General features: G+C 62.4%; 23 protein-coding genes and 1 tRNA gene. 11 read left to right on the top strand and 13 right to left on the bottom strand.

Annotated elements, in window-relative coordinates:
- The first annotated feature begins 9 nt into the window (after positions 1 to 9).
- The 9 genes from paaB to EI293_RS10565 all read left to right on the top strand — a co-directional run bounded on the left by paaB (position 10) and on the right by EI293_RS10565 (position 9,217).
- Entirely contained in the window at positions 10 to 297 is a 288-nt protein-coding gene (paaB, locus tag EI293_RS10605; RefSeq protein ID WP_044004358.1) for a 1,2-phenylacetyl-CoA epoxidase subunit PaaB, read from the top strand.
- 3 nt (positions 298 to 300) lie between these two features.
- Positions 301 to 1,101 (top strand): 1,2-phenylacetyl-CoA epoxidase subunit PaaC, encoded by an 801-nt coding sequence (gene paaC, locus EI293_RS10600; RefSeq protein ID WP_125437389.1) that lies wholly within the window; start codon positions 301 to 303, stop codon positions 1,099 to 1,101.
- A 140-nt stretch (positions 1,102 to 1,241) separates the two neighbouring features.
- Positions 1,242 to 1,757: a 1,2-phenylacetyl-CoA epoxidase subunit PaaD gene (gene paaD / locus EI293_RS10595; RefSeq protein WP_211339558.1), complete on the top strand. Its 516-nt coding sequence runs from the start codon at positions 1,242 to 1,244 to the stop codon at positions 1,755 to 1,757.
- Between the two features lie 190 nt (positions 1,758 to 1,947).
- Positions 1,948 to 2,727: an enoyl-CoA hydratase-related protein gene (locus EI293_RS10590; RefSeq protein ID WP_125437387.1), complete on the top strand. Its 780-nt coding sequence runs from the start codon at positions 1,948 to 1,950 to the stop codon at positions 2,725 to 2,727.
- A 154-nt stretch (positions 2,728 to 2,881) separates the two neighbouring features.
- Positions 2,882 to 4,057, top strand: coding sequence for a 3-hydroxyacyl-CoA dehydrogenase NAD-binding domain-containing protein (locus EI293_RS10585; protein ID WP_125437385.1), 1,176 nt, complete (start codon positions 2,882 to 2,884; stop codon positions 4,055 to 4,057).
- Positions 4,038 to 4,475: a hydroxyphenylacetyl-CoA thioesterase PaaI gene (gene paaI / locus EI293_RS10580; protein WP_125437383.1), complete on the top strand. Its 438-nt coding sequence runs from the start codon at positions 4,038 to 4,040 to the stop codon at positions 4,473 to 4,475. The genes EI293_RS10585 and paaI overlap by 20 nt, the downstream gene beginning before the upstream one ends.
- A 142-nt stretch (positions 4,476 to 4,617) precedes the next feature.
- Positions 4,618 to 5,823: a 3-oxoadipyl-CoA thiolase gene (gene pcaF, locus EI293_RS10575; protein ID WP_125438034.1), complete on the top strand. Its 1,206-nt coding sequence runs from the start codon at positions 4,618 to 4,620 to the stop codon at positions 5,821 to 5,823.
- Positions 5,824 to 6,216: 393 nt separating this feature from the next.
- Positions 6,217 to 8,268: a phenylacetic acid degradation bifunctional protein PaaZ gene (gene paaZ, locus EI293_RS10570; RefSeq protein ID WP_125437381.1), complete on the top strand. Its 2,052-nt coding sequence runs from the start codon at positions 6,217 to 6,219 to the stop codon at positions 8,266 to 8,268.
- A 187-nt stretch (positions 8,269 to 8,455) separates the two neighbouring features.
- Positions 8,456 to 9,217, top strand: coding sequence for an enoyl-CoA hydratase/isomerase family protein (locus EI293_RS10565; protein WP_125437379.1), 762 nt, complete (start codon positions 8,456 to 8,458; stop codon positions 9,215 to 9,217).
- Positions 9,218 to 9,343: 126 nt separating this feature from the next.
- On the opposite strand, the gene EI293_RS10560 is transcribed toward EI293_RS10565, so the two are convergent.
- From EI293_RS10560 to EI293_RS10525, 8 genes are all read right to left on the bottom strand, one after another.
- Positions 9,344 to 10,045 (bottom strand): dihydrofolate reductase family protein, encoded by a 702-nt coding sequence (locus EI293_RS10560; protein WP_125437377.1) that lies wholly within the window; start codon positions 10,043 to 10,045, stop codon positions 9,344 to 9,346.
- Positions 10,046 to 10,152: 107 nt separating this feature from the next.
- A tRNA-Ser gene (locus tag EI293_RS10555) sits at positions 10,153 to 10,240 on the bottom strand.
- An 81-nt stretch (positions 10,241 to 10,321) separates the two neighbouring features.
- A complete protein-coding gene (locus EI293_RS10550) occupies positions 10,322 to 11,371 on the bottom strand; it encodes an asparaginase (RefSeq protein ID WP_246010611.1) in 1,050 nt (349 codons plus the stop codon).
- A gap of 98 nt (positions 11,372 to 11,469) precedes the next feature.
- Positions 11,470 to 12,252, bottom strand: coding sequence for a TatD family hydrolase (locus tag EI293_RS10545; protein WP_125437375.1), 783 nt, complete (start codon positions 12,250 to 12,252; stop codon positions 11,470 to 11,472).
- A 40-nt stretch (positions 12,253 to 12,292) separates the two neighbouring features.
- Positions 12,293 to 13,390, bottom strand: coding sequence for a glycosyltransferase (locus EI293_RS10540; RefSeq protein WP_125437373.1), 1,098 nt, complete (start codon positions 13,388 to 13,390; stop codon positions 12,293 to 12,295).
- Positions 13,391 to 13,446: 56 nt separating this feature from the next.
- The gene (locus EI293_RS10535) at positions 13,447 to 14,076 is read right to left on the bottom strand and encodes a polysaccharide deacetylase family protein (protein ID WP_246010610.1); all 630 of its coding nucleotides are present in this window, start codon (positions 14,074 to 14,076) and stop codon (positions 13,447 to 13,449) included.
- Positions 14,077 to 14,189: 113 nt separating this feature from the next.
- Positions 14,190 to 15,326: a glycosyltransferase family 4 protein gene (locus tag EI293_RS10530; protein ID WP_125437371.1), complete on the bottom strand. Its 1,137-nt coding sequence runs from the start codon at positions 15,324 to 15,326 to the stop codon at positions 14,190 to 14,192.
- A 123-nt stretch (positions 15,327 to 15,449) separates the two neighbouring features.
- Positions 15,450 to 16,844, bottom strand: a complete 1,395-nt coding sequence (locus EI293_RS10525; protein ID WP_262706517.1) for an oligosaccharide flippase family protein — start codon at positions 16,842 to 16,844, stop codon at positions 15,450 to 15,452.
- A 235-nt stretch (positions 16,845 to 17,079) separates the two neighbouring features.
- Between EI293_RS10525 and EI293_RS10520 the strand changes: the two genes are divergently transcribed.
- Together EI293_RS10520 and EI293_RS10515 are read left to right on the top strand one after the other, a co-directional pair.
- Positions 17,080 to 18,165, top strand: a complete 1,086-nt coding sequence (locus tag EI293_RS10520; RefSeq protein ID WP_170170336.1) for a GumC domain-containing protein — start codon at positions 17,080 to 17,082, stop codon at positions 18,163 to 18,165.
- Positions 18,162 to 19,628 carry an O-antigen ligase family protein gene (locus EI293_RS10515; RefSeq protein ID WP_125437365.1) on the top strand — a complete coding sequence of 489 codons (1,467 nt, stop codon included), beginning with the start codon at positions 18,162 to 18,164 and terminating at the stop codon, positions 19,626 to 19,628. The genes EI293_RS10520 and EI293_RS10515 overlap by 4 nt, the downstream gene beginning before the upstream one ends.
- Positions 19,629 to 19,788: 160 nt before the next feature.
- On the opposite strand, the gene EI293_RS10510 is transcribed toward EI293_RS10515, so the two are convergent.
- From EI293_RS10510 to EI293_RS10490, 5 genes are all read right to left on the bottom strand, one after another.
- Complete coding sequence (locus EI293_RS10510) at positions 19,789 to 21,021, bottom strand: PP2C family protein-serine/threonine phosphatase (protein WP_125437363.1); 1,233 nt, start codon at positions 21,019 to 21,021, stop codon at positions 19,789 to 19,791.
- Positions 21,022 to 21,128: 107 nt separating this feature from the next.
- Complete coding sequence (locus EI293_RS10505; protein ID WP_125437361.1) at positions 21,129 to 22,307, bottom strand: ABC transporter permease; 1,179 nt, start codon at positions 22,305 to 22,307, stop codon at positions 21,129 to 21,131.
- Positions 22,307 to 22,564 carry a helix-turn-helix domain-containing protein gene (locus EI293_RS10500; RefSeq protein WP_125437359.1) on the bottom strand — a complete coding sequence of 86 codons (258 nt, stop codon included), beginning with the start codon at positions 22,562 to 22,564 and terminating at the stop codon, positions 22,307 to 22,309. Before EI293_RS10500 ends, EI293_RS10505 begins: the two co-directional genes overlap by 1 nt.
- A 102-nt stretch (positions 22,565 to 22,666) precedes the next feature.
- On the bottom strand, positions 22,667 to 23,173 hold the full coding sequence (locus EI293_RS10495) for a c-type cytochrome (RefSeq protein ID WP_246010609.1): 507 nt from the start codon (positions 23,171 to 23,173) through the stop codon (positions 22,667 to 22,669).
- A gap of 154 nt (positions 23,174 to 23,327) precedes the next feature.
- The gene (locus tag EI293_RS10490; protein WP_170170335.1) at positions 23,328 to 24,395 is read right to left on the bottom strand and encodes a glycosyltransferase; all 1,068 of its coding nucleotides are present in this window, start codon (positions 24,393 to 24,395) and stop codon (positions 23,328 to 23,330) included.
- Between the last annotated feature and the right edge of the window lie 72 nt (positions 24,396 to 24,467).

Below are 24,467 nucleotides of genomic sequence, written 5' to 3'. Positions count from 1 at the left end.
GCGCATCGTATGACGCAACAAGAATGGCCGCTGTGGGAAGTTTTCATCCGCAGCAAACAGGGCCTCGACCATAAGCACGTGGGCAGCCTCCACGCTGCCGACGCCACCATGGCCATCCAGAACGCCCGCGACGTGTACACGCGCCGCCTCGAAGGCGTGAGCATCTGGGTGGTGGAAAGCACGCACGTACACGCCTCCAACCCCGACGACGCGGCCGCCTTCTACGAGCCCGCCAACGACAAAATCTACCGCCATCCGACCTTCTATCAGGTGCCGGATTCCATCAAGCACATGTAACCGATGACGGACGACTTCACGCCCACGCCGGCCCTGGCTACTGTCACCGAAACCCAGCGTAAGATGCTGCCCTTCGTGCTGCAGCTGGCCGATACCAGCCTGATTCTGGCCCACCGCCTGAGCGAGTGGTGCGGCCACGGCCCCATTCTGGAGCAGGATCTGGCTATGGCCAACATTGCGCTGGATCTGCTGGGCGAGGCCCGCAGCTACTACCAGTACGCCGCCGAGCTGGAAGGCCAGGGCCGCACCGAGGACGACCTGGCTTACCTGCGGCCCGCCGTGGAGTACCGCAACCCGCTGCTGGTGGAGCAGCCCAACCAGGATTTCGCCCACACCATCGTGCGGCAGTTCCTGTACGATGCCTTCCACTACCACCTGCTGCTCCAGCTCCAGCAGGGCCCCGACGCGCACTTGGCAGCCATTGCCGAGAAATCGGTGAAGGAGGCGGCTTACCACATCAAGTGGAGCTCGGAGTGGCTGATTCGCCTCGGCGACGGTACCGACGAAAGCCGACGGCGCATCGAGAAGGCCATCCGCAACCTGTGGCGCTTCGGCGGCGAGCTGACCATGCCCACCGCCACCGAGCAAACCCTGCAAGCCGCCGGCCTCGTGCCCGACTACGCCGCTTTGCAGCAGCAGATAAACGCCCACGTCGCGCGCGTATTCGAGGAAGCCACCCTGCCCGTACCGGAAAACGTGTTTGCCCAGCAAGGCGGCAAAGACGGCCGCCACTCCGAGCACCTTGGCTACCTGCTGGCCGAGCTCCAATACATGCAGCGGACTTATCCGGGCATGCAGTGGTAGACTAACTAGCCCGTCATGCTGAGCGCAGCGGAGCGGAGTCGAAGCATCTCTACCGTTGACTAACTCAGTCGTGAGAACTAAGCAGTAGAGATGCTTCGACTTCGCCTCCGCTCAGCATGACGTTCTGATCTTTATCCCATATGCCCCACCAACCCCACGTAATGCCCACCGAAGCGCACATCTGGCAGCTGCTGGAAGAGGTTTCCGACCCTGAGGTGCCGGTGCTCAGCATCCTGGATCTGGGCATTGTGCGCGGGGTGCGGTTGGAGGGCGAGCAGGTGCACGTCACCATCACGCCCACCTACTCGGGCTGCCCGGCCATGAACACCATTGCCACCGAAATCCGGCTGCGGCTGCTGGCTGAGGGCCTCACGCAGGTACACATCCACAACCAGCTCAGCCCCGCCTGGACCACCGACTGGATGAGCCAGGCCGGCCGTCAGAAGTTGGAAGACTACGGCATTGCCCCGCCCGTAGACGGAACCGCCACCGGCCACGTCCTCAACCTGTTCGGGGCTGATACGGCCGTGCGCTGCCCGCTCTGCAAGTCCACCCACACCCATTTGGTCAGCCAGTTCGGCTCCACCGCCTGCAAAGCCCACTACCAGTGCGACGACTGCCTGGAGCCCTTCGACTACTTCAAGTGCCACGCTTAAGGCCTCACGGTTGCCTCACCCCCTAGCCCCCTCTCCGGTGGAGAGGGGGAACTAGTATCTAGCTCTTTCTAACTCTAAATCCACTCACTACCCTTACCTCAAGTAAACACTAGCTCTAAAATGCTAGAAAGCTAGTTCCCCCTCTCCACCGGAGAGGGGGCTAGGGGGTGAGGCAACCGTGAGGCTCAACATGAACGACTCCCTACTCTTCTCCCTCGAAGCCGGCGTGGCTACCATCCGCTTCAACCGGCCGCAGGTGTTCAACAGCGTCAACAAGGAAGTGGCGCTGGCCTTGCAGCAGCGGCTGCGCGAGTGCCAGCAGAACCCCGAGGTGCGCGCTGTGCTGCTCACAGGCACCGGCAAAGCCTTCTGCGCCGGCCAGGACCTGGCGGAAATCACCGGCCCCGACAGCCCCGAAGTGGCCGAGATTGTGGAGCAGCTCTACAACCCCATCGTGGAGCTGATTCGGGCCCTGGACAAGCCGGTAGTGGCGGCCGTGAACGGCGTGGCCGCCGGCGCGGGGGCCAACCTGGCTCTGGCCTGCGACATTGTGGTGGCCCGCGAGTCGGCCTCGTTCATTCAGGCGTTCAGCAAAATCGGGCTGATTCCGGACAGCGCCGGCACCTACTTCCTGCCCCGCCTTGTGGGTTTGCAGCGCGCCACGGCTTTGATGATGACCGGCGACAAGGTATCGGCCCCGGAAGCCATGCAGATGGGCATGATCTACAAGACGTTTGCCGACGACCAGTTCGACGCCGAAGTAGATGCCCTGACCCGCAAGCTGGCTGCCATGCCCACCAAGGGCCTCGCCTACACCAAGCAGCTGCTCAACGGCACCTTCTCCAACACCCTCACCCAGCAACTCCGCGCCGAAGCCGACTACCAGCTCCGCGCCGGCAGCACCGCCGACTACAAAGAGGGCGTGTCGGCCTTCATGGAAAAGCGCCAGCCGACGTTTACGGGGCAGTAGAACAAGTATTGTACGGCGTAGAGACGCAATATTTTGCGTCTCATCATTGCTGATGTTGTTAAGCCCCCACGGTTCCGGGCCGTTCAACGACGAGACGCAAAATATTGCGTCTCTACGCCGTTCACCTAAGCACTAGGCACTAAGCACTAAAAGAATGACCATCGGAATTATCGGGAGCGGGGCTATGGGGGCGGGGATTGCGCAGGTGGTGGCCCAGGCCGGCCACTCGGTGCGCCTGCTCGACCAGAACACGGCCGCGCTGGAGCGGGCCGTAGCCGGCATCCAGGGCAGCCTGCAGAAGCTCACGGAGAAAGGTAAAATCACCCCGGAGGCTGCCGAAGCCGCCGCGGCCCGCGTGCTGCCCACCACCGACATCAACCTGTTTGCTGACTGCGGGCTGGTGCTGGAAGCCATTGTGGAAGACCTGGGCGTGAAGCAGCAACTGTTCCGGGAAGTGGAGCTGGTGGTGTCGGAAACCTGCGTGCTGGCCTCCAACACGTCCTCGCTGTCGATTGCCAGCATTGCGGCGGCCTGCCAGCACCCCGAGCGGTTTATCGGCATCCACTTCTTCAACCCGGCCCCGCTGATGCAGCTGGTGGAAATCATTCCGGCGGTGCAGACCCGCGCCGGGCTGGCCGAGGAAATCCGCCAGCTGGTGCAGAGCTGGAGCAAGCTGCCGGTGCTGGTGAAAGACACGCCGGGCTTCATCGTGAACCGCGTGGCGCGGCCTTTCTACGGCGAGGCCATCCGGCTGCTGGAAGAAGGCGTGGCCGATATGGCGACCATCGACTGGGCACTGACCGAGCTGGGCGGCTTCCGCATGGGGCCGTTTGCGCTGATGGATTTCATCGGCCACGACGTGAATTACCGCGTCACGGAGTCGGTGTTCACTTCGTTCTTCTTCGACCCGCGCTACAAGCCCAGCTTCACCCAGAAACGTCTGTTCGAGGCCGGCTACTACGGCCGCAAATCGGGCCGCGGTTTCTACGACTACCGCCCCGGCGCCACCCCGCCCGAGCCTACGCGCGACGAGGCTCTGGGCCGCCAGATCGTGCAGCGCGTGCTGGCCATGCTCATCAACGAAGCCGCCGACGCGCTGGCCTTCAATGTAGCTTCCCGCCAGGACCTGGAGCTGGCCATGACCAAGGGCGTCAACTACCCTAAAGGCCTGCTGGCCTGGGCCGACGAGCTGGGTTTGCCGAACGTACTGACCACCCTCGACGACCTCTACGCCGACTACCACGAGGACCGCTACCGCGCCAGCCCGCTGCTGCGTCGCCTGGTCCGGGCCGGCCACACGTTTGCCCAGTATGAGCCAACCGCCCGCTAGCGCCGCCGTGGTTCGCGCCGAAGCTGTGAAAGACCAGATGCTGCAGCACGACGCCTTCAGCCACTGGCTGGGGCTGGAAGTGCAGGAAATGGGCCCCGGCTACTGCCGCCTGCAGTTTCGGGTGCGCCCCGAGATGCTCAACGGCTTCGGCATCCTGCACGGCGGCGTGGCCTTCGCCGCCGCCGATTCGGCCTTTGCCTTCGCCTGCAACAGCCACGGCCGCCAGAGCGTGGCCCTCAGTGCCACCATCGACTTCCTCGAACCCGGCCGCCCCGACGACCTCATCACCGTGGAAGCCCGCGAGGAAAGCCTCAAGCACAAAATCGGGGTGTACCAGCTGCGCCTCACCAACCAGCACGGCACCCCGCTGGCCCTGTTCAAAGGCACCGCCTACCGGACGAGTACGGAGGTGCTGTGAAGCAAGTAGAACGTCATGCTGAGCTTGCCGAAGCATCTCGCGTGCTGACGTTGCCACAGTAATCCAACGTCAGCACGCGAGATGCTTCGGCAAGCTCAGCATGACGTTCTTTCCTGACCCAATCATCACCACCACCCACCCCATGACCCAAGCCTACCTCATCGACGGAATCCGGACGCCCATTGGCAACTTTGGCGGCACGCTCGCGGCCGTGCGGCCCGACGACCTGGCGGCCCACGCCATCCGGGAACTGCTGCGCCGCCACCCCAGCCTCGACCCTGCCGCCGTGGCCGATGTGCTGCTGGGCTGCGCCAACCAGGCCGGCGAAGACAACCGCAACGTGGCCCGCATGGCGCTGCTACTGGCCGGTATGCCCACCACCGTGCCCGGCGAAACCGTGAATCGCCTCTGTGCCTCCGGCCTCTCGGCCAGCATTGCCGCCGCCCGCGCCATCCGCAGCGGCGACGGTGACCTGTTCATTTCGGGTGGGGTGGAAAACATGACCCGCGCCCCGCTGGTGGTATCCAAGCCCAGCAAAGGCTTCGGCACCGACTCGCAGATGTACGACTCCAGCTTCGGCTGGCGCTTCATCAACCCCCAGCTACAGGCCCTCTACGGCACTGACGCCATGGGTGAAACCGCCGAAAACCTGGTGGACCAGTACCACATCAGCCGCGACGACCAGGACCAGTTTGCGCTACACTCGCAGCAGAAAGCCGCCGCCGCCCAGCAGGCCGGCCGCCTGGCCGAGGAAATTGCGCCGGTGCCCATCCCGCAGCGCAAGGGCGAGCCGCTGCTTTTCGCCGAAGATGAGTTCCTGAAGCCCGACACCAGCCTCGAAGGCCTCGGCAAGCTGCGCCCGGCGTTCCGTAAAACCGGCACCGTCACGGCCGGTAACGCCTCCGGCCTCAACGACGGCGCGGCAGCCCTGCTGCTGGCCTCGGAAGCCGGCATCAAGCAGCATAACCTCACGCCGCTGGCCCGCATTGTGAGCATGGGCGTGGCCGGCGTGGAGCCGCGCATCATGGGCATCGGGCCGGTGCCAGCCAGTCAGCAGGCTCTGCAACGCGCCGGCCTCACCCTCAACTACATCGACGTAATCGAGCTGAACGAGGCCTTCGCCGCCCAAAGCCTGGCCTGCCTGCGCGCCCTGCACCTCGCCGACAATGACCCGCGCGTGAACCCCAACGGCGGCGCCATTGCCTTGGGCCACCCGCTGGGCATGAGCGGCGCCCGCATCCTCAACGCCGCCGCCCGCGAGCTGCACCGCCAGCACAAGCGCTACGCCCTCGTGACCATGTGCATCGGCGTGGGCCAGGGCTACGCGGTAGTGCTGGAACGGGCGTAACCTCTCATTCGCCTCACCCCCTAGCCCCCTCTCCGGAAAAGGAGAGGGGGGACTAGCTTCTAGTTTTCTAGAGCTAGTTCCCCTCCTTGGAAAGGAGGGGTTAGGGGTGGTTGATTCGTTGAACGATAATCGAAAGAGCCGTTTGCGTTAGTTTGCGGAACGCAAGCACGATGTAGAGACGCGACACTTCGCGTCTCCCCCTTGAACGACCGGCAAAGTATATAAACAACCTCAGCAACGACGAGACGCAAGATATTGCGTCTCTACACCCCAAACTTCCCACCCACCAACCTCACAACCCGCCCAGCTAGAAAGCTAGAAAACTAGTTCCCCCTCTCCCCCTGGAGAGGGGGCTAGGGGGTGAGGCGAACGTGAGGTCCTCCAAATCCACCAATGGCACAACTACTCGAAAACTACGCCCTGGGCCGCTGGACGGCTGGCTCCGGCGACCAGCAGGAACTCTACGACGCCTCCACCGGCGAGGTGGTAGCCATTGCCGACGGCGAGGGGCTCGACTTCGCGGCCATGCTCGACTACGGCCGCCGCGTGGGTAACCCCGTGCTGCGCCGCATGACTTTCCACGAGCGGGGCCGCATGCTCAAGGCCCTGGCCCTGCACCTCGACAGCAAAAAAGAGGACTTCTACACCCTCAGCTACCGCAGCGGTGCCACCCGCGCCGACTCCTGGATTGACATCGAAGGCGGCATCGGCAACCTGTTCGCCAACGCCTCCCTGCGCCGAAAATTCCCCGATACGCCGTTCTACGCCGAGTCGGACCCAATTGCGCTGTCCAAGGCCGGCAACTTCATGGGTCACCACCTGATGGTGCCTAAGGAGGGCGTGGCCGTCCACATCAACGCTTACAACTTCCCTATCTGGGGCATGCTGGAGAAGATTGCCGTGAACCTGCTGGCCGGCATGCCGGCCATCGTGAAGCCGGCCGTGCCTTCGGCCTACCTCACCGAGGCCGTGGTGCGCGAAATCATCCGGTCGGGCATTCTGCCGGAGGGCGCGCTGCAGCTGGTCATCGGTTCGGGCCACGGGCTGCTGGAACACGTCACGTACCAGGATGTCGTGACGTTTACGGGCTCGGCTGAAACCGGCCGCAAGCTCAAGGGCCACCCGCGCATTCTGGCCGAATCGGTACCCTTCAACATGGAGGCCGACTCGCTGAACGCCGCCGTGCTGGGCCCCGACGCCGTGCCCGGCACCGTGGAATTTGACCTGTTCATCAAGGAAGTACGCAAGGAAATGACGGCCAAAGCCGGGCAGAAATGCACCGCCATCCGCCGCATCATCGTGCCCGAAAATCTGGTGGAGGACGTGCAGATTGCCTTGGGCAAAGCCCTGGCCCAAACCACCGTGGGCCATCCGCAGGCCGAGGGCGTGCGCATGGGCGCCCTGGCCGGCCTCGACCAGGTAAAGCGCGTGCGCGAGCAGGTGCAGCGCCTAGCCCAGAACACGCCCATCGTGTACGGCGACCTGGACAACGTGCAGGTTATCGGCGGCGACTGCAAAACCGGCGCGTTCATGTCGCCGATTGTGCTGCTGAACTCCGAGCCGTTCAAGTTTACCGACTCGCACGAGCTGGAAGCCTTCGGGCCGGTAGCCACGCTGATGCCTTACAAGAACGTGGGCGAAGCCATTGAGCTGGCCAATCTGGGCCGCGGCTCGCTGGTGTGCTCGGTGGCCACCAACAGCCCCGCCACTGCCACCGAGTTTGTCATGGGGGCCGCCACGCACCACGGCCGGATTCTGGTGCTCAACGGCGAGGTGGCTAAGGAAAGCACCGGCCACGGCTCGCCGCTGCCGCTGCTGGTGCACGGCGGCCCCGGCCGGGCCGGCGGCGGCCAGGAAATGGGCGGTTTGCGCGGCGTGGAGCACTTCATGCAGCGCGTCGCCATCCAGGGCTCGCCCAGCATGATTACGGCCATCACGCAAGTGTACCAGCCCAAGGCCAAGCAGATCGAGAAGGACAAGCACCCCTTCCAGCACTACTTCGAGGAGTTGGAAATCGGCCAGACCTACACCACCCACCGCCACACCGTGTCGGAAGCCGACATCACCAACTTCGCGCAAGTGTCGGGCGACAATTTCTACGCCCACGTCGACGCCACTTCCCTGGATGGCACGCTGTTCACGGGCCGCGTGGCCCACGGCTACTACGTGCTCAGCAAGGCCGCCGGCATGTTCGTGGACCCGCGCAAAGGCCCCGTGCTGCTCAACTACGGCCTCGATGAGTGCCGCTTCACCAAGCCCGTCTACCCTGGCATGACCATCGGCGTGAAGCTCACCGTCAAGGAAAAAATAGCCCAGGAAAAGCGCGACGAGCAGGATGTAGCCAAAGGCATCGTGCGCTGGCTGGTAGACGTCTCCGACGAAACCGGCGAAACCGTAGCCGTCGCTACGATTCTGACGATGGTGAAAAAGAAGGATCAGGAGTAGCCTTTAGAACGTCATGCTGAGCAGAGCGAAGCATCTCGCCAGAGGCTAACCGTCATGCTGAGCTTGCCGAAGCATCTCTACCGCTTCGTTGCATTGCTAGCCCAACGAAGCAGTAGAGATGCTTCGGCAAGCTCAGCATGACGGGCTATTTGCAGCATGACGCTCTTTTTACAACTCAATTCCCCCCATGACCACAGGAACCGTTACCACCCACACCACCCCGGAAGGCATCAGCACCATCCGCTTCTTCCACCCCTCGCACAACTCCCTTCCCGGCGCGCTGCTCACCCAGCTGGCCGCTACCATCACCCAGACCGCTCAGGCCGAGGCCACCAAAGTCATCGTCCTAGAAAGCGAGGGCGAAAAGACCTTCTGTGCCGGGGCCAGTTTCGATGAGCTGATTGCCATTGAGGACGCGGCCCAGGGCCTGGAGTTCTTCTCCGGCTTCGCCAAAGTGATTAACGCCTGCCGCACCTCGCCCAAAATCATCATCGGGCGGGTGCAGGGCAAGGCCATTGGCGGCGGCGTAGGCGTGGCCGCCGCTACCGACTACTGCTTTGCCACCACCAATGCCAGCGTAAAGCTGAGCGAGCTGGTGGTCGGCATCGGGCCATTTGTAGTAGGGCCGGCCGTGGAGCGCAAAATCGGCACCGCCGCCTTTGCCCAGCTGGCCCTCGATGCCAGCGAGTTCCGCCCCGCCGAGTGGGCGTTGCAGAAAGGCCTTTACGCCGAGCTGCACGACTCCGCCGAAGCCCTCGACGCGGCCGTGCTGGCCTTTGCCCGCAAGCTGGCCGCCTACAACCCCGAGGCTCTCACCGACCTCAAGCGCGTCATCTGGCAGGGCACCGACCACTGGGATACGCTGCTGCCGGAGCGGGCCGCCATCAGCGGCCGCCTCGTGCTGTCCGACTTCACCCGCGACGCCATCCGCCAGTTCAAGAGCCGGTAAAAACGGTCTGCCGATACAGCAAACGGCCTGCTTCCAACGCTGGAAGCAGGCCGTTTGGCCTCATGCCGTGGGGTAGTATTGTGGTTTCGCGAACCGTGCGGTACACGGCGGCGGCAGCTATGTGTGCTACGCCTGAAAACGGTATTTCAGCCACACCACTTCGTTGTCCAGCTGCTGGACCTGGGTTAGGTGTACGCGGGTGGCGGGACCTTTGTGGAGGTAGTCGCTCACCTCGAAGGTAGTGGGTGAATGGGACGTACCGTCGGCAATGGGCAAAAGCAGAAGACTCAGCTCGTCAATTAGGCCGGCGTTGAGCAGGGAGCCGTTGAGATGGCCGCCGCCTTCCAGCATCACCGTTTCGATGGGAAACAACGCCGCCAACTGTTCCAAAGCCGAGGCAAAGTCGATTTCCTTCTTCCCGGCAAATAAATAGGAAATGCGCTGGCGCTGCAGGTAATACAGGTACTCGTCGCTGACCTGCTCGGTGAGGATTTCCACGATATGGTCGCCGCCGGTGGCGTTGCTGTCCCAGCCCAGCTTGCCGTGGGCATCCACGGCCACGGCGAAGGAAGTGGCTTGCGCATCCCCAATGAACGGCTCCCGGGCAATGGGGTGTGGGGTGGGCTGCAGATCGGGTTGCACACCGCCGGAGAAGTCGCGCTCCATGGTGATGCGCCCGCACATCCAGGCTTGGCTGGTGAACGTGTCATGGTATTTCTCGAAGTAGCCGGAGTAGGTGTCGGTCAGCATTTTATCCTGCCAGTTGGCGGCCAGAATTTTGCCATCCACGGTGGACATCATGTGGCAGATTACGTGGGGTCGTTTCATAGTAGGCCTTCAACGGAAGTTACGACCCGGCGGCCAACTCCGGCCCGCTCCTACGCGTCCGCAGGAAAAAAAAAGTCCCGTTTCTGATTCAGAAACGGGACTTTTTGCAGAGAGGATGGGATTCGAACCCACGATGAGCTTTAGACCCATACACACTTTCCAGGCGTGCTCCTTCAACCACTCGGACACCTCTCTGGGTGTGCATCGGGGATGCGGTTAGGTGGCGCAAAATAACACCCGATTTTCGGGATACGCAAGCCTCGCATGCGTATCCCGCTACATTATTGTGATTTCGCCGCGTAGGTCCTGAGTCAGCAGGTGACGCGTGTGGGCCGGTTGTTCGTTGAGGCTCAGCACGAACATGAGCTTGGTAATGGCGGCTTCCACCGTAATATCGGCCCCGCCAATTACGCCCAAATCGGTGAAGTGGGCGCTGGTTTCGTAGCGGCCCTGGAGCACGCGGCCTTCCTCGCACTGGCTCACGTTGAGCAAAACGGTTCCCCGGGCCGACGCGGCGCGCAGGGCGTTGAGAAACCACGCGGCCGTGGGGGCATTGCCGGAGCCGTAAGTGAGCAGCACGGCCCCGCGCAGGCCGGGGGCTTCCAGCTGGGCGCGCAGCATTCGCTCGGTGAGGCCCGGAAACAGGTGGACGATGGTGACGTTTTCCTCCAGTTGCTGATGCACTTGCAGCGGCGTGGCCGGCCGCGCCCGAATCTGCCGGTCGTTGAATTCCAGCTCAATGCCGGCTTCGGCCAGGGGCGGGTAGTTCTCGCTGCGGAAGGCGTTGTACTGCTGGCTTTCCACCTTTTTGGCCCGGTTGCCCCGAATAAGCTGGTCGTTGAAAAACAGGCACACCTCGGGCACGCGCACGGTGCCCGAAGTGGGGCAGCGGGCGGCGGCCATTTCCAGGGCCGTTACCAGGTTGCGGCGGGCATCGGTGCGGATGCGGCCCACAGGTACCTGCGCCCCGGTAAACACCACCGTTTTGGCCAGGTTTTCGAGCAGAAAGCTGAGAGCAGCGGCCGAGTAGGCCATGGTATCGGTGCCATGCAGCACCACGAAGCCGTCGTAGCGGGCGTAGTTTTCCTCGATGAGGGCCGCCAGCCGGAGCCAGTCCTGCGCGGTTACGTTGCTGGAGTCGATGGGCTCGCCGAGGTTGGTGACGTCCACCTGCATGTTAAGCTGGCGCAGCTCGGGCATCTTCTTACGAATCTGCTCAAAGTTCATTGGTACCAGCTCGCCGCGCTTGTTGTACGCCATCCCGACGGTGCCGCCGGTATAAATGATAAGAATGGAGGTTTGCGGGGTGGTTTCGGCAGCGGACACGGGCAACGGGTTGGGTGGAACGGTAAGGTAGCAATGGGGAATAGAACGTCATTCCGAGCGGAGCGAGGAATCTCGCGTGCTGACGTTTTATGAAGCTGCTACTTCAGGCGCTCAGCTTCACCGAACAGTTCCAGGGTGTTGCGGGTGGTGGCCTGGGCTACTTCGGCCCCGGTAACGCCCAGGATTTCGGCTACGCGGTAGGCTACCAACGGAATGTAGGATGGCTCGTTGCGCTTACCGCGGTGGGGTACGGGGGCCAGGTAGGGCGCGTCGGTTTCCAGCAGCAGGTGTTTCAGGCCCAGGCCGGGCAGCACCTTATCGAGGCCGCCGTTCTTGAAGGTGGCCACCCCGCCAATTCCCAGCCGGAAGCCCAGCCTGATAACTTCCTCGGCTTCCTCGCGGGTGCCGGAAAAGCAGTGAAACACCCCCCGCAGCGTGCCGTCCTGGGCCGCCGCGATGATGTCGGCAGCTTCGCGGAAGGCGTCGCGGGTGTGCAGCACCAGCGGCAGGTTGTGCTTTTTGGCCAGCTGTACCTGAATGCGCAGGGCTTCCTGCTGCTCGGCCAATAGGGTTTTATCCCAGTACAGATCAATGCCGCACTCCCCTACCGCCGCGAAGGGCCGCTGGCTGAGCCAGGTTTCTACCTCGTAGAGCTCCTGCTCAAAGTTGCGGGTGACGTGGCAGGGGTGCAGGCCCATCTGGGCGAAGCACTGGTTGGGGTAGCGGGCTTCCACGGCCAGCATGGCGTCAATGCTGTCGTGGTCGATGTTGGGCATGAAGATGGTTTCCACCCCGGCCTCAAAGGCGCGGAGCAGCATCTCATCCTGATCGGGTTTGAATTGTTCGGAGTAGACGTGGGCGTGCGAATCGGAAAACTGCATGCCACAAAGGTAAGCCGGAGGCGAAGTTGTGAAATGTGATTTACCGGTAACTTCTCCCCTTCCACTCGAACGACAACGGCAACAGACGAAACAAAAGCAAACCAGTTGTCATAACAAGAGTGTACAGCTCGAACATGGGCAGCAGCTCCAGCGGCGGCCGGCGGCCCACTGCACGAAAGCACTTGGCTGCCAGCAGCCCCTGCACGCCCATTTTAGCGGCCCACAGCCCCAGCGCCACGCCCGGCCCGGCAACCAGCGCCATCATCAGCAGAGCGGGATAAAAGGAACCATAGAGCACTAGGCAGATCTGTAGCCAGCCGGGCAATTGCTCTACCCCGCGCAGCCAGCGCCGCCGCTGGTGCAATAGCTCCCGCCAGGTGTACATCGGCAACGACTCGGCCAGCACTTCCGGCCGGAACAGGTTGCGGTAGCCGTATCCCTGCCGCAGTAGGGCTTTGAACAACTCGAAATCCTCAGTTACGGAAAACGGCAGGGCCTCGTAGCCGCCGGTGGCCTCGTAGGCGACGCGCGTCACCAGCATATTATTGCCCATGGCCGTTACGGGCCGGCCCAAGTCGGTAACCACCTGCACCAACCCCAACGACAACAGCCAGTCGAGGCCCTGCAGGCGGTGGAACAGGCGGGGCCCGGTGACCAGCGTGAGGCCCGTCACGCTGCCCACGCCGGGGTACAGGTGCGCCAGCAGGCCGGTTAACCAGGTAGCAGGAACGGCAATATCGGCATCAGTAATGCAGAAAATGTTGGTACTGGCGGCGCGGGCTAGGTGGGCCAGCACATTGGCTTTACCCCGCGCCGTACCCAGATTATCGGTAATGGGAATCAGGCGGAAGCTACCGGCGTAGTCCTGCATAGCGGCGGTGGCAACAGTGGCCGTCCGGTCCGTCGAACCGTCGTCGCCGAGCAGCACTTCCAGCAACTCCGGTGGGTAGTCCAGCATACGAATGGCCTGCAGGCAGCGGCCGATGGTGGCTTCCTCGTTGCGGGCGGCAATCAATATACTGAGCCGGGGCAGTGGAGCTGGCAGCGACACTGCCCCACTGCCGCGCCGCCCGAACAGCACCGTGGCCGTGAGCAGCAAGGCAAACCAGCCGATAAAATAGAAGGCAAGCAGAAGCATCGGGAGAAGTAATACAGGTAGTTCAGCCTGCTGACCAGCACCAGGCAGCGCAGTATTTACAGATGTGCAAACGTATAACCCAGCTCCGCAAAATGCGTGAGGTAGCGGGGCAGTACGTAGCGCAGATTGGCACTGGCCTTGAGGCTGTCATGAAAGACGACAATGGAGCCGGGCCGGGTCAGGCGAATAGCAGTAGCCAGGCATTCCTCGGGGACAAAATCCCGGTCATAGTCACAGGTCAGCACGTCCCACATAACTACCTGATGGGTCTGGTTCAGCTCCCGGGCCAACGCGGGCGTAATGCGGCCGTAAGGCGGGCGCAACAGCGGCCGGGGTTCGGGCTGCAACTGTTGCAGCAACGCATGGCACCGGGCCACATCGGCCCGGTACTCGGGGCGGGAGTGGCTCCAGCCACTGAGGTGATGGTAGGTGTGGTTAGCCAGGCGGTGGCCACCCGCCAGCACCTGCCGGGCCACGTCCGGGTGCTTGGCCAGATTGTCGCCCACGCAGAAGAACGTGCCGCTGGCCCCGAAACGGGCCAACTGCTCCACTACAAACGGCGTTTCCTCCGGGATAGGACCGTCATCAAACGTCAGGTACAGGGTGGGCGGCGTGGTGGGTGGCATCGTCCAGAGGCAGTCGGGAAACAGCCGCTGCACCAGCCCGGGCATTCGGTGTAGGTGCATGTTTGTCCTTTTGTTTTGGGTGCGGGTTTTTGGCTGTCCGTTTTCAGTTGCCCGATAATTACTTCTCCAGCCGGTCAAATCTCAACAAACGAACGGTCAGCAACCAAAATCTACTAACTGCCATCCGAGGCGGCGCGCTCTACTTCGGCCCACAGCAGCCGGGCACTTTCGGCCCAGGAAAACCGCTGGATGTTGCGCTGCCCGCGCAGAACCAATTCCTGTCGGTAGTCGGCGGAGGCATGTACCTGGGTCAGGCCCCGGGCAATGGAGGCCACCGAGAACGGGTCGACCAGACAGGCGGCGTCGCCGGCTACTTCGGGCAGAGAGCTGCAGTTGGAGGTGATGACGGGCGAGTGGCAGGTCTGGGCTTCGATAATGGGAATTCCGAAGCCCTCGAAGTACGGCACGTAGCAGGTAGCCAGCGCGGCGGCATACAGTTCCACCAGTTCCGGGTCGGTGACGCGGCCGGTCAGGTGTACATCGTGGCGGTACTGCAGCTGCTGATACACATCGAAGATGGGGCCGGCCTTCCAGGCGGTGCGGCCTACCACCAGCAGCTTCGCGGGCGACGCGGTGGCCACTTTGAACGCATCGAAGGCCCGCAGCAGGTTAACCAGATTCTTGCGCGGCTGCAACGCTCCCACAAACAGAAAATATGGCTTACCCGCCGCAAACCGCTCCCGGGTGGCCTGCTGCACGGCGGCCGTCAGGGGCCGAAAATGGGCGTCGGCCGCGTTGTACACCACGCTGATTTTGGCCGGCTCGGTGCCGTAAGTGCTTATAATATCCTGCTTCGTGGCTTCTGACACCGCTACCAGTCGCGCGGAGGCGCGGGCGAACCGGGGCGTGAAATGTCGGTAGTAGCGCAGCACCAGGCGGTCCACATCGGCCGGGAAGTGCTCGAAGGCCAAGTCGTGCAGCACCGTTACGCGGGGCACGCGGGTACGCAGGGTGGTGAAGCCGTCGGGGCTCAGGAAAACGGCCGGGCGGTTGCGCCGCAGCCAGTGAGCCACGGCGCCTTCAAACCAGGCCACCCACAATAGCGGGTGCCGGGCCGGCGGCTGCAACACGTGCGGTACTACGTTCGGGCCCAGCAGGTACCGCTCATCAAAAGCCCGATCAAACAGAAAATGGAACGTGTGTTCCGGCTGCTGCTGCACCATGTGGCGCAACGTTTCCAGCGTGAAACGCCCGATACCCTCCAGCTTATCGCCGGGCAATAAAAAGCGGACGTTGACGGCTATATGCAAGTTGGACGGATGAATGGGTGACCGGGTGGAGTGCGGAATAGCTGAGCTGATGGGCTGGTGAAGGGCTGCAATGCTGGATGTTTTTGCCCATTCAGAAATCCACCCATTTTACATTCCGGCACCTTATCCTTTTTTCCGCAACGCCTGCAGTTCGGAAAAACTGACGATGCCCAGGGCGAATATCAGGACCAGTAACCAGATACCCGCCACGCCGGTTTCCAGCCACCAGGGTAGCCCGGCGTAGGTGCGCAGCGCGTACCAACCCGCGCACAAACCGCCAAACGCCAGGGCCAGTCGCCACAGCACTGCCAGCGGCAGCTGCACGCCGGTCCGGCGCGGCACCAGCCAGACGTAGCCGATGGATACCACCACCGCGCACAGCAGCGTATTGGCGGCGCCGGCCAGTGCGCCGTAGCGTGGCAGCAGCAGGAAGTTGAGGCCGGTATTGAGTACGATACTGCCCGTCACGAGCCAGGACACCGGTTTTTCGTGGTCGGTGCTGGTGAGTAGGGTGCTGTAGATGGCGAAGAAGGCATGCACCAGCACGTTCAGAAACAGAATCTGCAGGCATTGTGTCATGCGCAGCAGCTCGGTCGGGGTGCTGTGCTTAAACTGGAAGAACAGCAGCTCCCCCCGGAACAGCCCAAAACCTACCACCAGCAACAGCGGCACCGTTACGATGCGCTGCCCGAACCACAGCAGCTTCTGCTGTTCTTCGGGGCGGCCGGTAGCGTGGGCGAAGCGGGCAAAAAACAGCGGCAGCACCGTCCAGAGGTACATCATCACGGCATCTACCCAGCGGTAGGCCGCCGCGTAGTAGCTGGCCTCGCGGGCCGATACCAGCCGCTCCAGCATCAGCATATCAATCCGCTCGTTCAGGCCATACACCAGCGTGATAAAGGCCAGCGGCAGACTTTCCAGCAGCACCTGCCGCGCCTGAGCCCAGCGGGGCCGCAGGGCTACCCGCCCGTACAGCCGCCGGATCAGGCCTACCAGCAGCAGAAACGTGAAGAGCACCGCCACGGTGCGCACGCCCACAAACCGGTCCAGCGTGAGGCCCATTGGCAGCAGGGCCAGCACCAGCCCCAGCAGCAGCAGCCGCTCCAGCACCGATAGTACCGCATCGGTATTGAACCGCTGATGCGCCTGCAGAACTCCACGCAGAAACAGCGTGTACTGCGTCAGCAGCAGACCGGCGGCGGTAATAGCCAGCAGCAGCAGCCAGTGCCCCCGGTAGCCCAGCACCCAGCCCAGCCCCACCGTGAGGGCCAGAAACCCCACCCCCAGCCCCGCCCGCAACGGTAGCAGCGTCGGGAAAAAATCGGTGAAGAAGCTAGGGGAGGCAGCCAGTCGCTTGGTAGTAAGCTGGGTAGTCCCTAGGTCGGAAACGGCCGCCACAATGGTAGCCAGCGTGAGCAAAGCCGTGAACGTACCGAACAGCTCATGCCCGATGCGGTCCTGCACCACATTTTCCAGCACCACCCAGCCCGGCTTTACCAGTAGGTTGAGCAACACCACGAAGCTGATATTTCCGAGGAAGCGTTTGATGGATGTGAGGTTAGGAGAACGAAAAAACTGTCCCGTTGAGCGGCTGCAACCGCCAACCGCCAGCAGCGGGAAAGCGCAAAACTACATAAAAGCCACCGGGGTTAAAGCCGCAGATAGGGGCCGGAGCCGGGCGTTTTTCCTCTATATTTGCCTGCCGCCGACGTCTGACCTTTCCACTTTCCGGTCGCGCGGCCTTATTTGCAGCATGTCGGAGCCGTCTTATTCCCTCCTGGGCCTGTGGCCTATTATCAACCGTTGGAAGAAACTTGTAGGCACCGCTCTGGTGCTGGCGTTGGTACTAAGCATAGCCGTGGCGCTGCTGATGCCCAACGTGTACAAGTCTACCGCCGTTTTCTTCCCAACCAACCCGCAGACTACCGACCCTGACCGCATTGCCACCGAAGGCAGCAAGCTGGAGCTGGGTGGCCGCACCGAAGACCTGGACCGCATCATCACCATTGGTGAGTCGCAGCCGATAGCGGAGCTGATAATCAAGCGTTTTAACCTGCACGAGCACTACGAAACCGGTACGGCCGGCGACGATGCCGCCGACGATGCGGCCCTGCGCAAGTTCAGCGCCAACCTCGACATTGTGCACAACGAGCGGGACGCCATTGAGCTGACGTTTTTTGATGAAGACAAGCAGCTGGCCGCCCGCATTGCCAACACCCTGGTGCAGGTAATTGACTCGGTGAACCAGCAGCTGACGCTGGAAAACCGCCGCAACGTGCTGGGGCTTTATCAGCAACGCTTTCAGTTCCTGAACAAGGAGTTTGAAACCTCGCGCCAGAAGCTCATCCAGGCCCGGCGCCGCTACGGTATCTATGGGTTAGAGCAACAGTCGCGCTACCTGGCCCGGGAAATCATTGAAGTGGAAACCGACTTGCGTAAAGCAGAAGGCGAAGGCGACGACAGTCGCAAGATTGCCGGTCTGCGCCGCGCCCTGCGGGGCCTCACCCAATCCGATCAGGGCAACGTGCTGAACCTGGAGGACTACACGCGCGGTGTCGACTCGCTGAACCTATTCGCAGCTCGCATGACGGACCTGCAGACTCGTTTGGTAAAAGCACGCGGCGACTACGAAACGGCCGATGTAGCCCTAAAAGGCAAGCTTTCCTCGCTTTATCTGGTGCAGAAAGCGTATCCGGCCACTAAAAAGAGCAAGCCCATCCGCTGGCTGATTGTGGTTGGCTCGGTGTTCCTGACGCTGGCCCTGTCCATTGTGGTGATTACGCTGCTGGAACTGTGGCGGCGTACCACCAGACGCCCCACTAGCCGGCCGGCCCTGTGAGCCAGCGGCTTGCCTCGCTCCTGCCCTCCGACCCGGCCCAGCGCATCTTCGTGGGGTTTGTGGTGGTGTTGCTGGGCGGCGGCGCCACGGCCCTCCTGCTCGATACGCCACTGGCCCTGCTTCCGCTGGTCCTGGGCGTGGGCCTGCTGGTAGTATTCACGGAGTGGCGGCTGCTGTACTACCTGCTGTTCCTGACGCTGGCTTTTTCCCGGGAGCTCCCGCTGCCCGGCGGCCTGAGTATGGATGTGCCTTCCGAGCCGCTGCTGCTGGTACTCACGGGCTGCGTGCTGGCTACGGTGCTTATGCGCAGGGCAACCATTCCGGGGCGGGAATTGCGGCATCCGCTGGTGGTTATTCTGCTGTTGATGCTGCTCTGGTCGGTAGTATCCACCACCTTCTCGGTAGATACCACGAAGTCCGTCAAGTATTTGCTGGCGAAAGTCTGGTACCTCGTGCCGTTCGGGCTGGGCACCCTGCTGCTGGTGCGCCGCCCCGCCGACGTGTGGCGACTGGCCGGGCTGTATGCCATCAGCGCCACGCTTACGGTGCTGGTAACGGCTGCCAAACACGCTGCACACGGCTTCAGCTTCGAATCCATCAACGAAGCCGTGCAGCCGCTGTACCGCAACCACGTAATTTATGCCACCGTGCTGGCGTTGCTGCTGCCTTTTGCGCTGTACAGCATCCGGAGTACGCACGGCAAGGAAAAAATGGCCTGGTGGGTGGCTCTGGTCGTGCTACTGTTCGGGCTCCTGACGTCGTACACCCGCGCTTCGGTGCTGTCGTTGCCGGTGGCGGGGCTGTTTTACTACGTGGTGCGGCTGCGCCAGACGCGCCTGCTGCTGGTGGGCGTGTTGGTGGCCGTGCTGTCGGGAGCCACGTATTTCCTGAGCCAGAATAACTACATGCTCTACGCCCCCAACTTCGAGAAGACCGTTTTCAATGGCCAGAACTTCGAGAAGCACCTGGAGGCGACCTATAAGCTGCAGGACGTGTCGGGAATGGAGCGAGTGTACCGCTGGGTAGCGGCCGGCCGCATGTCGGCCGATAAGCCGCTGGTAGGCAGCGGCCCCAGCACGTTTTACCCTGAGTACAAACGCTACACGGTACGCAGCTTCCGTACCTACGTGAGCGAAAACCCCGAAAAATCAACCACTCACAACTACTTTCTGCTGGTGCTGGCCGAGCAGGGTTTTCCCGGGGTGGTCCTGTTCATCACGCTGCTGGGGGCCGCCCTCATCACCATCGAAACGCTGTATCACCGCACCCAACCGGGCACTCAGCCCCGCTACGTACTACTGGCCTGCGGCATGAGCTTCATCATCATTGTATTCCATCTGCTGCTGAATGAGCTGGTAGAAGTCGATAAAATTGGCTCCTTCTTTTTCATCAACCTGTTCATGCTCATTCGGGTCGGCACCTGGTCGAGAGATGAAATGGTGAGTGAGGCAGCGCCGGAGTAATCCGCCCTTTTTCTTACCCAGAACCCTAAAAACCGAAAGCCCCCAACGTCTGGTTCTGATGTGGGGGCTTTTGAATAGAATAGCGCTTCTGACTGCGTAAAGGACGGATTGCTTCGGCGTTGCCTCGCAATGACAACTTCACCACTTCACAGTTCCACCCCTACTTGAACCGGCAGCTCAGGATGGTCACGTCGTCGGCGAAGCGGTTGCCGTTGGTATTGAAAACCTCTATTTCGCGCAGCAGCTCGCGGTGCACGGTGGCCAGTGGGGCGTAGCGGTTGTGGCGCAGCACCCGCAGCACGCCTTCCTCACCAAACTCCTCGTGGTCGGCATCAAATACCTCGGTGAGGCCGTCGGTGTAAGTGAGCAGCAGCGCGTGGGGAGGCACTACCACGCTGCCGACTTTGAGCATGGGCAGCTCATCCATCACGCCCAGCATGATGGTGCCGTCCTTCAGCAGGAGCACCGGGCCGGAATCGGGCACCAGCAGCGGGTCGTTGTGGCCGGCATTCACGTATTCCAGCACGCGGGTGCGCCGGTCGTACAGGCCGAAGAACACCGTGATAAACTTATCACCACCGGCATTGCGAAAAATGAGGTTGTTGAGCTCCTGGGCCACGGTAGCCAGGTCCACTTTCTGGCGGAGCAGCGTCCGGAGGCCAGCCTGGAAGTTCGACATCAGCAACGACGCGGCAACGCCCTTGCCCGACACGTCGGCCACGCAGAACAGGAACCGGTCAGCATCGAGGTCCACCACGTCGTAGTAGTCGCCACCCACGGCGGTGTGGGGCACGTAGCTGGCCTGCACCGCCACGTGCGCATCGTTGGGCAGCTTGCGCGGGAAGAGCATCGTCTGCACCTCCTGGGCAATTTCAATTTCCTTGCGCATAGCCGCGTCGGCCACCCGTTGCCGGGCCAGGCGGCGGTTCTGAATGGCCCCGATCAGGATGTTACTCAGCGTCTGCAGAAACTTGGTGGCTTCCTCGCCCGCGTAGTCATCGTGCACGTTGCCGATGAACACGTACGCCAGCACGTTGCCGTTCTGTACCACCGGAATGCTGGTTTCCAGCAGTTGCCACTCGGCCGGCAAAGGCCCGAAGTTGCTCAGCGGGCAGGGCTGACCGGTGCAGCCGTCCAGAATGGCGGCCGGCATTTTCAGCCTACGAAAGTCACTCAGGCCCGCCCCGAACGAGACAACGCACACCCACTCCTGCTCCTCTTTCACATAGAGTACCAATCGGCGTATGTTGAGCTGCCCGAGCAGGGTAAACTGAAAGATTTTATACAAGGTCGCTTCCGTCGAGTCGAGGTTGATGGCCTGCGTGATTTCCAGCAGCGCGCCCAGCTCCCGCTCTTTCAGAAATAAGCGCTTTTCGGGGGTCGTAGTAGGCATAGAGAGTTGAGTTTTGAATGATGAGATATGAATTGATGAGATATGAATTTTCAGTTTGAGCGACATGCCGTTTACTGCCTGGAAATTCATCAATCAGAACTCATCACTCAACCAAGAGGGGTTTTAGGGTCGTAGGCGTCGCGCAGGCCGTTGCCGAGCAGGTTAAAGCTGAGTACCAGCAGGCTGATGGCCAAACCGGGCAGCAACGTAAGCCATAATCCGGCCTCGGTGCCCAGCAGCTGGAAGCCTTCGTTGACCATCAGCCCCCAGGACGGAGCCGGGGGCTGCACGCCCAGCCCCAGAAAGCTCAGACCGGCTTCCAGCAGAATAGCCGCCGCAAAATTACTGGTTGCCAGCACAATCAGCGGGCCGGTCATGTTGGGCAGCAGATGCCGCCAGATCAGTCGGTTCTGGGGCAGGCCCAGCACGCGGCCGGCCTCCACGAAGGTTTTTTCGCGCAGACTCAGCATTTGTCCGCGCACTACCCGGGCCACATCCACCCACATGGTCAGGCCCACGGCCACGAAGGAGGTCCAGACGCCCTTGCTGTCGAGGGCCAGGGAAATGGCAATGACCAGCATAATGCCCGGAATGCTCCACACCACAGTCATCAGGCCCAGCAGCAGCGAATCAACCCAGCCGCCCACGTAGCCGGCCACCGCCCCGATGAGCATGCCCAGCAGCACCGAAATCAGCACCGCCACCAGCCCAATGCCCAAGCTCACGCGGGTGCCCAGCAGCAGGCGGCTCAGCTCGTCGCGGCCGGCTTTATCGGTACCCAGCCAGTACGTGCGGGTCCCGATGTGGTCCTGCTCTACAGTTCGGGCCAGCTCCGAAGCCGGACCGGAATGGCCCGCCACGGCCGCTAAAGCATAGGCCTGCGGCTGGTCGGCCAGGGCTGAGTGGTTCTGGTAAGGCGTGGTCAGCAGCGAATCGCCCTGAATACGGTAGCTGGCAATGGGCACTTCGCGGAAACGCGGGGCGCGGCCCTGCCACCAGGTAAGCAGCGGGTTGTCGGCGGCCCGGACTGAATCCCGCAGCGGCAGGCGCAGAATGACCGCCCGAAAGCCGGGAGCTTCCTTTTGCAGCTGCACTACCCCGTTATTGGCCGAGGGCGAGTTATCCGGCAGCACCCAATAGCCCAATAGGGCCACCACCGTGCAGAGCACAATAAACCCCAGACCCAGCATAGCCGGCGTGTTGCGCAGCAGCCGCTGGCGCACGTAGTAGCCGGGTGGTCGGGCGGCGGCATCGGTTACCGGCGCAACGACAGAAACCCCGGCCATTAGCGGGTGTTGTGCTGGAGCAGACCTTCTTTCGAGGCCAGAAAGAAACTGTCGCGCACGATGGCCCCGTAGGAACTTTCCTCATAGGCCAGCTCCGTGTCGGGGTCGGGCCAGTAGCTGCGCACGAGGCCCTGCTCCAGCAGAGTGCGCAGGGCCGGCTCCAACGCGGCGGGAGCCAGGCCGGTTTTACGACTCAGATCAGCAAAGGAAATGACGAAATACAGCTCGTCGAGGATATCAAATTCAGCGTCAGTCACGGCAGGCGGGGTTTAGGGCAAAGGTAGTATTCCGGACGGGTTGTTCTCGCAGTCATTCCGGCCCCTATAACCATCCGGCACCCATTTCGGCTGACGTCTGCTTCAGGGCTGCGCCGGAGCATAGGCCATATACTGATTACCGGACGCTTCGACATAGTCCAGAATTTGGTTGATTTCCTGATCGGATAGCTGGAAGGTGGGCATCTGCTGCTGCTGGTACTGGTTGAAGATTTTCACCGCGTACTCGTCGCCCCGAGCTACCAGCTTGCCGGAGTTTTTTACCCAGGCCTGAATCCACGCTTCGGGCCGCCGTTTGCGGATGCCGGCCAGGGCCGGCCCTACCACCACCTCGTTTATGGCGTGACACTGGGCGCAGTTGCCTTTGAACAGGGCGTCGCCGGCGGCCACGGCGGTGGCATCAGCATTGGAAGGCAGCGACTGAGCCTGTTTGACGGGCTCCGGCAAAGGCCCCATGCCGGCGCAATTCGAAACCTCAGCCGCAGCAGGCTCCGGCGTCAGGTGGTCGCCCAGAGTAAACAGGCACACGGCAATGGCTCCGGCAACGGCCGTCAGGCTGGCGGGCATGATGATTTCCAGTAGATTTTTCATGCGGATACGGGCTGCTAAATTACCTACTGAAGTACGCCCGCAATGGTAGCAATAGCAAGTAAAAACCTCTCCGATTCAATGGCTAAGACAACGATACAACAACATCAGCACGCGGCAACCGGCCCGACAGGTTGCGCCTGCCGGACCAGACGTTCTAGCGCAGTTGCCGGCCTTTCCACTGGTAGCTGCCGCGCAGGCCCGCCAAGCCGGTGAGCAACGCATAGGGTGCGTAGGCCAGTTGCAATATCGGCACCCACCACAGCCACCGGCGGCGGCCCAGAAATCCCAGTACCGGCCCCAGCAGCAGCGCGTCGGCGAGGAGTTTGAGGGCCCAGCTCAGGCCGGCTACCCCACCCGGCACCAGCCCCGCCGCCCACAGCCCCGCCCCTACCGGAAAAGTGAGATTGGCCAGCAGCACCAGCACGGCCAGCCGCTGCGGAGTGCGCGTTTGGTAATGCCGCCACTTACTGGCCCAGCGTACCCGCTGCCGCAGCAGTAGCCGCAGGGTTGGCTGAGCGCCAGTTTGCACCACGGCCTGCGGGTCGGCCAGAAACCGAATGCTACCAGAGAAAGCCGCATGCAGCTTATGCAGCAGGAATTCATCGTCGCCACTGGCTACGGCCTCATTGCCCTGGAAACCCTGCACAGCATAGAAATCCTGGCGGCGGTAGGCCAGGTTGGCCCCGTTGCACATGGTAGGTTGATTACGGCCGATGGAAGCCGCCCCCACCCCTACCAACCCGGCCAGCTCCAGCCCCTGCAACGTGGCCAGCCAGCCCGCGCCAGTAAGCAGCACCGGCCCGCTGATGAAGCGGGCCGTGGCGTCGGTGGCGACCAGACGGGCGTAGGCCCGTACCCACCCGGCCGGCACCCGGCAGTCAGCATCGGTAAGCAATAACCAGGGCGCACGGGCTACCGTGATGGCGGCCTGCACGGCTGCTTTCTTGCCCGTGGGAGTGCCGGGCTGACCGGCCAGCGGCAGCAACTGCACCGGAAACGGCAGCTGTTGCGCGGCGGCCTGTACCACCTGCGCCGTGGCATCAGTGGAGTGGTCATCCACGATAATCACCTCAAAGCCACCCGGTACCGGCAGCTGGGCAGCCAGGTCGCGCAGCAGGTACGGTAGGTTTTCGGCCTCGTTACGGGCCGCAATCAGAATGGAAAAGGCCGGCGTTGATTCTGCTGGAGTAACTGCTGGCAGGTTTTCGGAAAGATCGGGCACCGATGAGGCTGTGACCAGTCGTTTCCACGCCCGCCGGTACTGCAGCATCCGGCCCAGGTACGTGCCCGCCGT

Origin of the sequence: Hymenobacter perfusus, from assembly GCF_003944765.1 — a bacterium.
Taxonomy (GTDB): Bacteria; Bacteroidota; Bacteroidia; order Cytophagales; family Hymenobacteraceae; genus Hymenobacter; species Hymenobacter perfusus.
The sequence above is the reverse complement of the archived record's forward strand: the minus strand, read 5'-3'. Positions and strand labels throughout refer to the sequence as shown.

Coding starts and splice junctions, on each gene's coding strand:
- paaB (WP_044004358.1), top strand. CDS start 10: ATGACGCAACAAGAATGGCCGCTGTGGGAAGTTTTCATCCGCAGCAAA.
- paaC (WP_125437389.1), top strand. CDS start 301: ATGACGGACGACTTCACGCCCACGCCGGCCCTGGCTACTGTCACCGAA.
- paaD (WP_211339558.1), top strand. CDS start 1,242: ATGCCCCACCAACCCCACGTAATGCCCACCGAAGCGCACATCTGGCAG.
- EI293_RS10590 (WP_125437387.1), top strand. CDS start 1,948: ATGAACGACTCCCTACTCTTCTCCCTCGAAGCCGGCGTGGCTACCATC.
- EI293_RS10585 (WP_125437385.1), top strand. CDS start 2,882: ATGACCATCGGAATTATCGGGAGCGGGGCTATGGGGGCGGGGATTGCG.
- paaI (WP_125437383.1), top strand. CDS start 4,038: ATGAGCCAACCGCCCGCTAGCGCCGCCGTGGTTCGCGCCGAAGCTGTG.
- pcaF (WP_125438034.1), top strand. CDS start 4,618: ATGACCCAAGCCTACCTCATCGACGGAATCCGGACGCCCATTGGCAAC.
- paaZ (WP_125437381.1), top strand. CDS start 6,217: ATGGCACAACTACTCGAAAACTACGCCCTGGGCCGCTGGACGGCTGGC.
- EI293_RS10565 (WP_125437379.1), top strand. CDS start 8,456: ATGACCACAGGAACCGTTACCACCCACACCACCCCGGAAGGCATCAGC.
- EI293_RS10560 (WP_125437377.1), bottom strand. CDS start 10,045: ATGAAACGACCCCACGTAATCTGCCACATGATGTCCACCGTGGATGGC.
- EI293_RS10545 (WP_125437375.1), bottom strand. CDS start 12,252: ATGCAGTTTTCCGATTCGCACGCCCACGTCTACTCCGAACAATTCAAA.
- EI293_RS10540 (WP_125437373.1), bottom strand. CDS start 13,390: ATGCTTCTGCTTGCCTTCTATTTTATCGGCTGGTTTGCCTTGCTGCTC.
- EI293_RS10535 (WP_246010610.1), bottom strand. CDS start 14,076: ATGCACCTACACCGAATGCCCGGGCTGGTGCAGCGGCTGTTTCCCGAC.
- EI293_RS10520 (WP_170170336.1), top strand. CDS start 17,080: ATGTCGGAGCCGTCTTATTCCCTCCTGGGCCTGTGGCCTATTATCAAC.
- EI293_RS10510 (WP_125437363.1), bottom strand. CDS start 21,021: ATGCCTACTACGACCCCCGAAAAGCGCTTATTTCTGAAAGAGCGGGAG.
- EI293_RS10505 (WP_125437361.1), bottom strand. CDS start 22,307: ATGGCCGGGGTTTCTGTCGTTGCGCCGGTAACCGATGCCGCCGCCCGA.
- EI293_RS10495 (WP_246010609.1), bottom strand. CDS start 23,173: ATGAAAAATCTACTGGAAATCATCATGCCCGCCAGCCTGACGGCCGTT.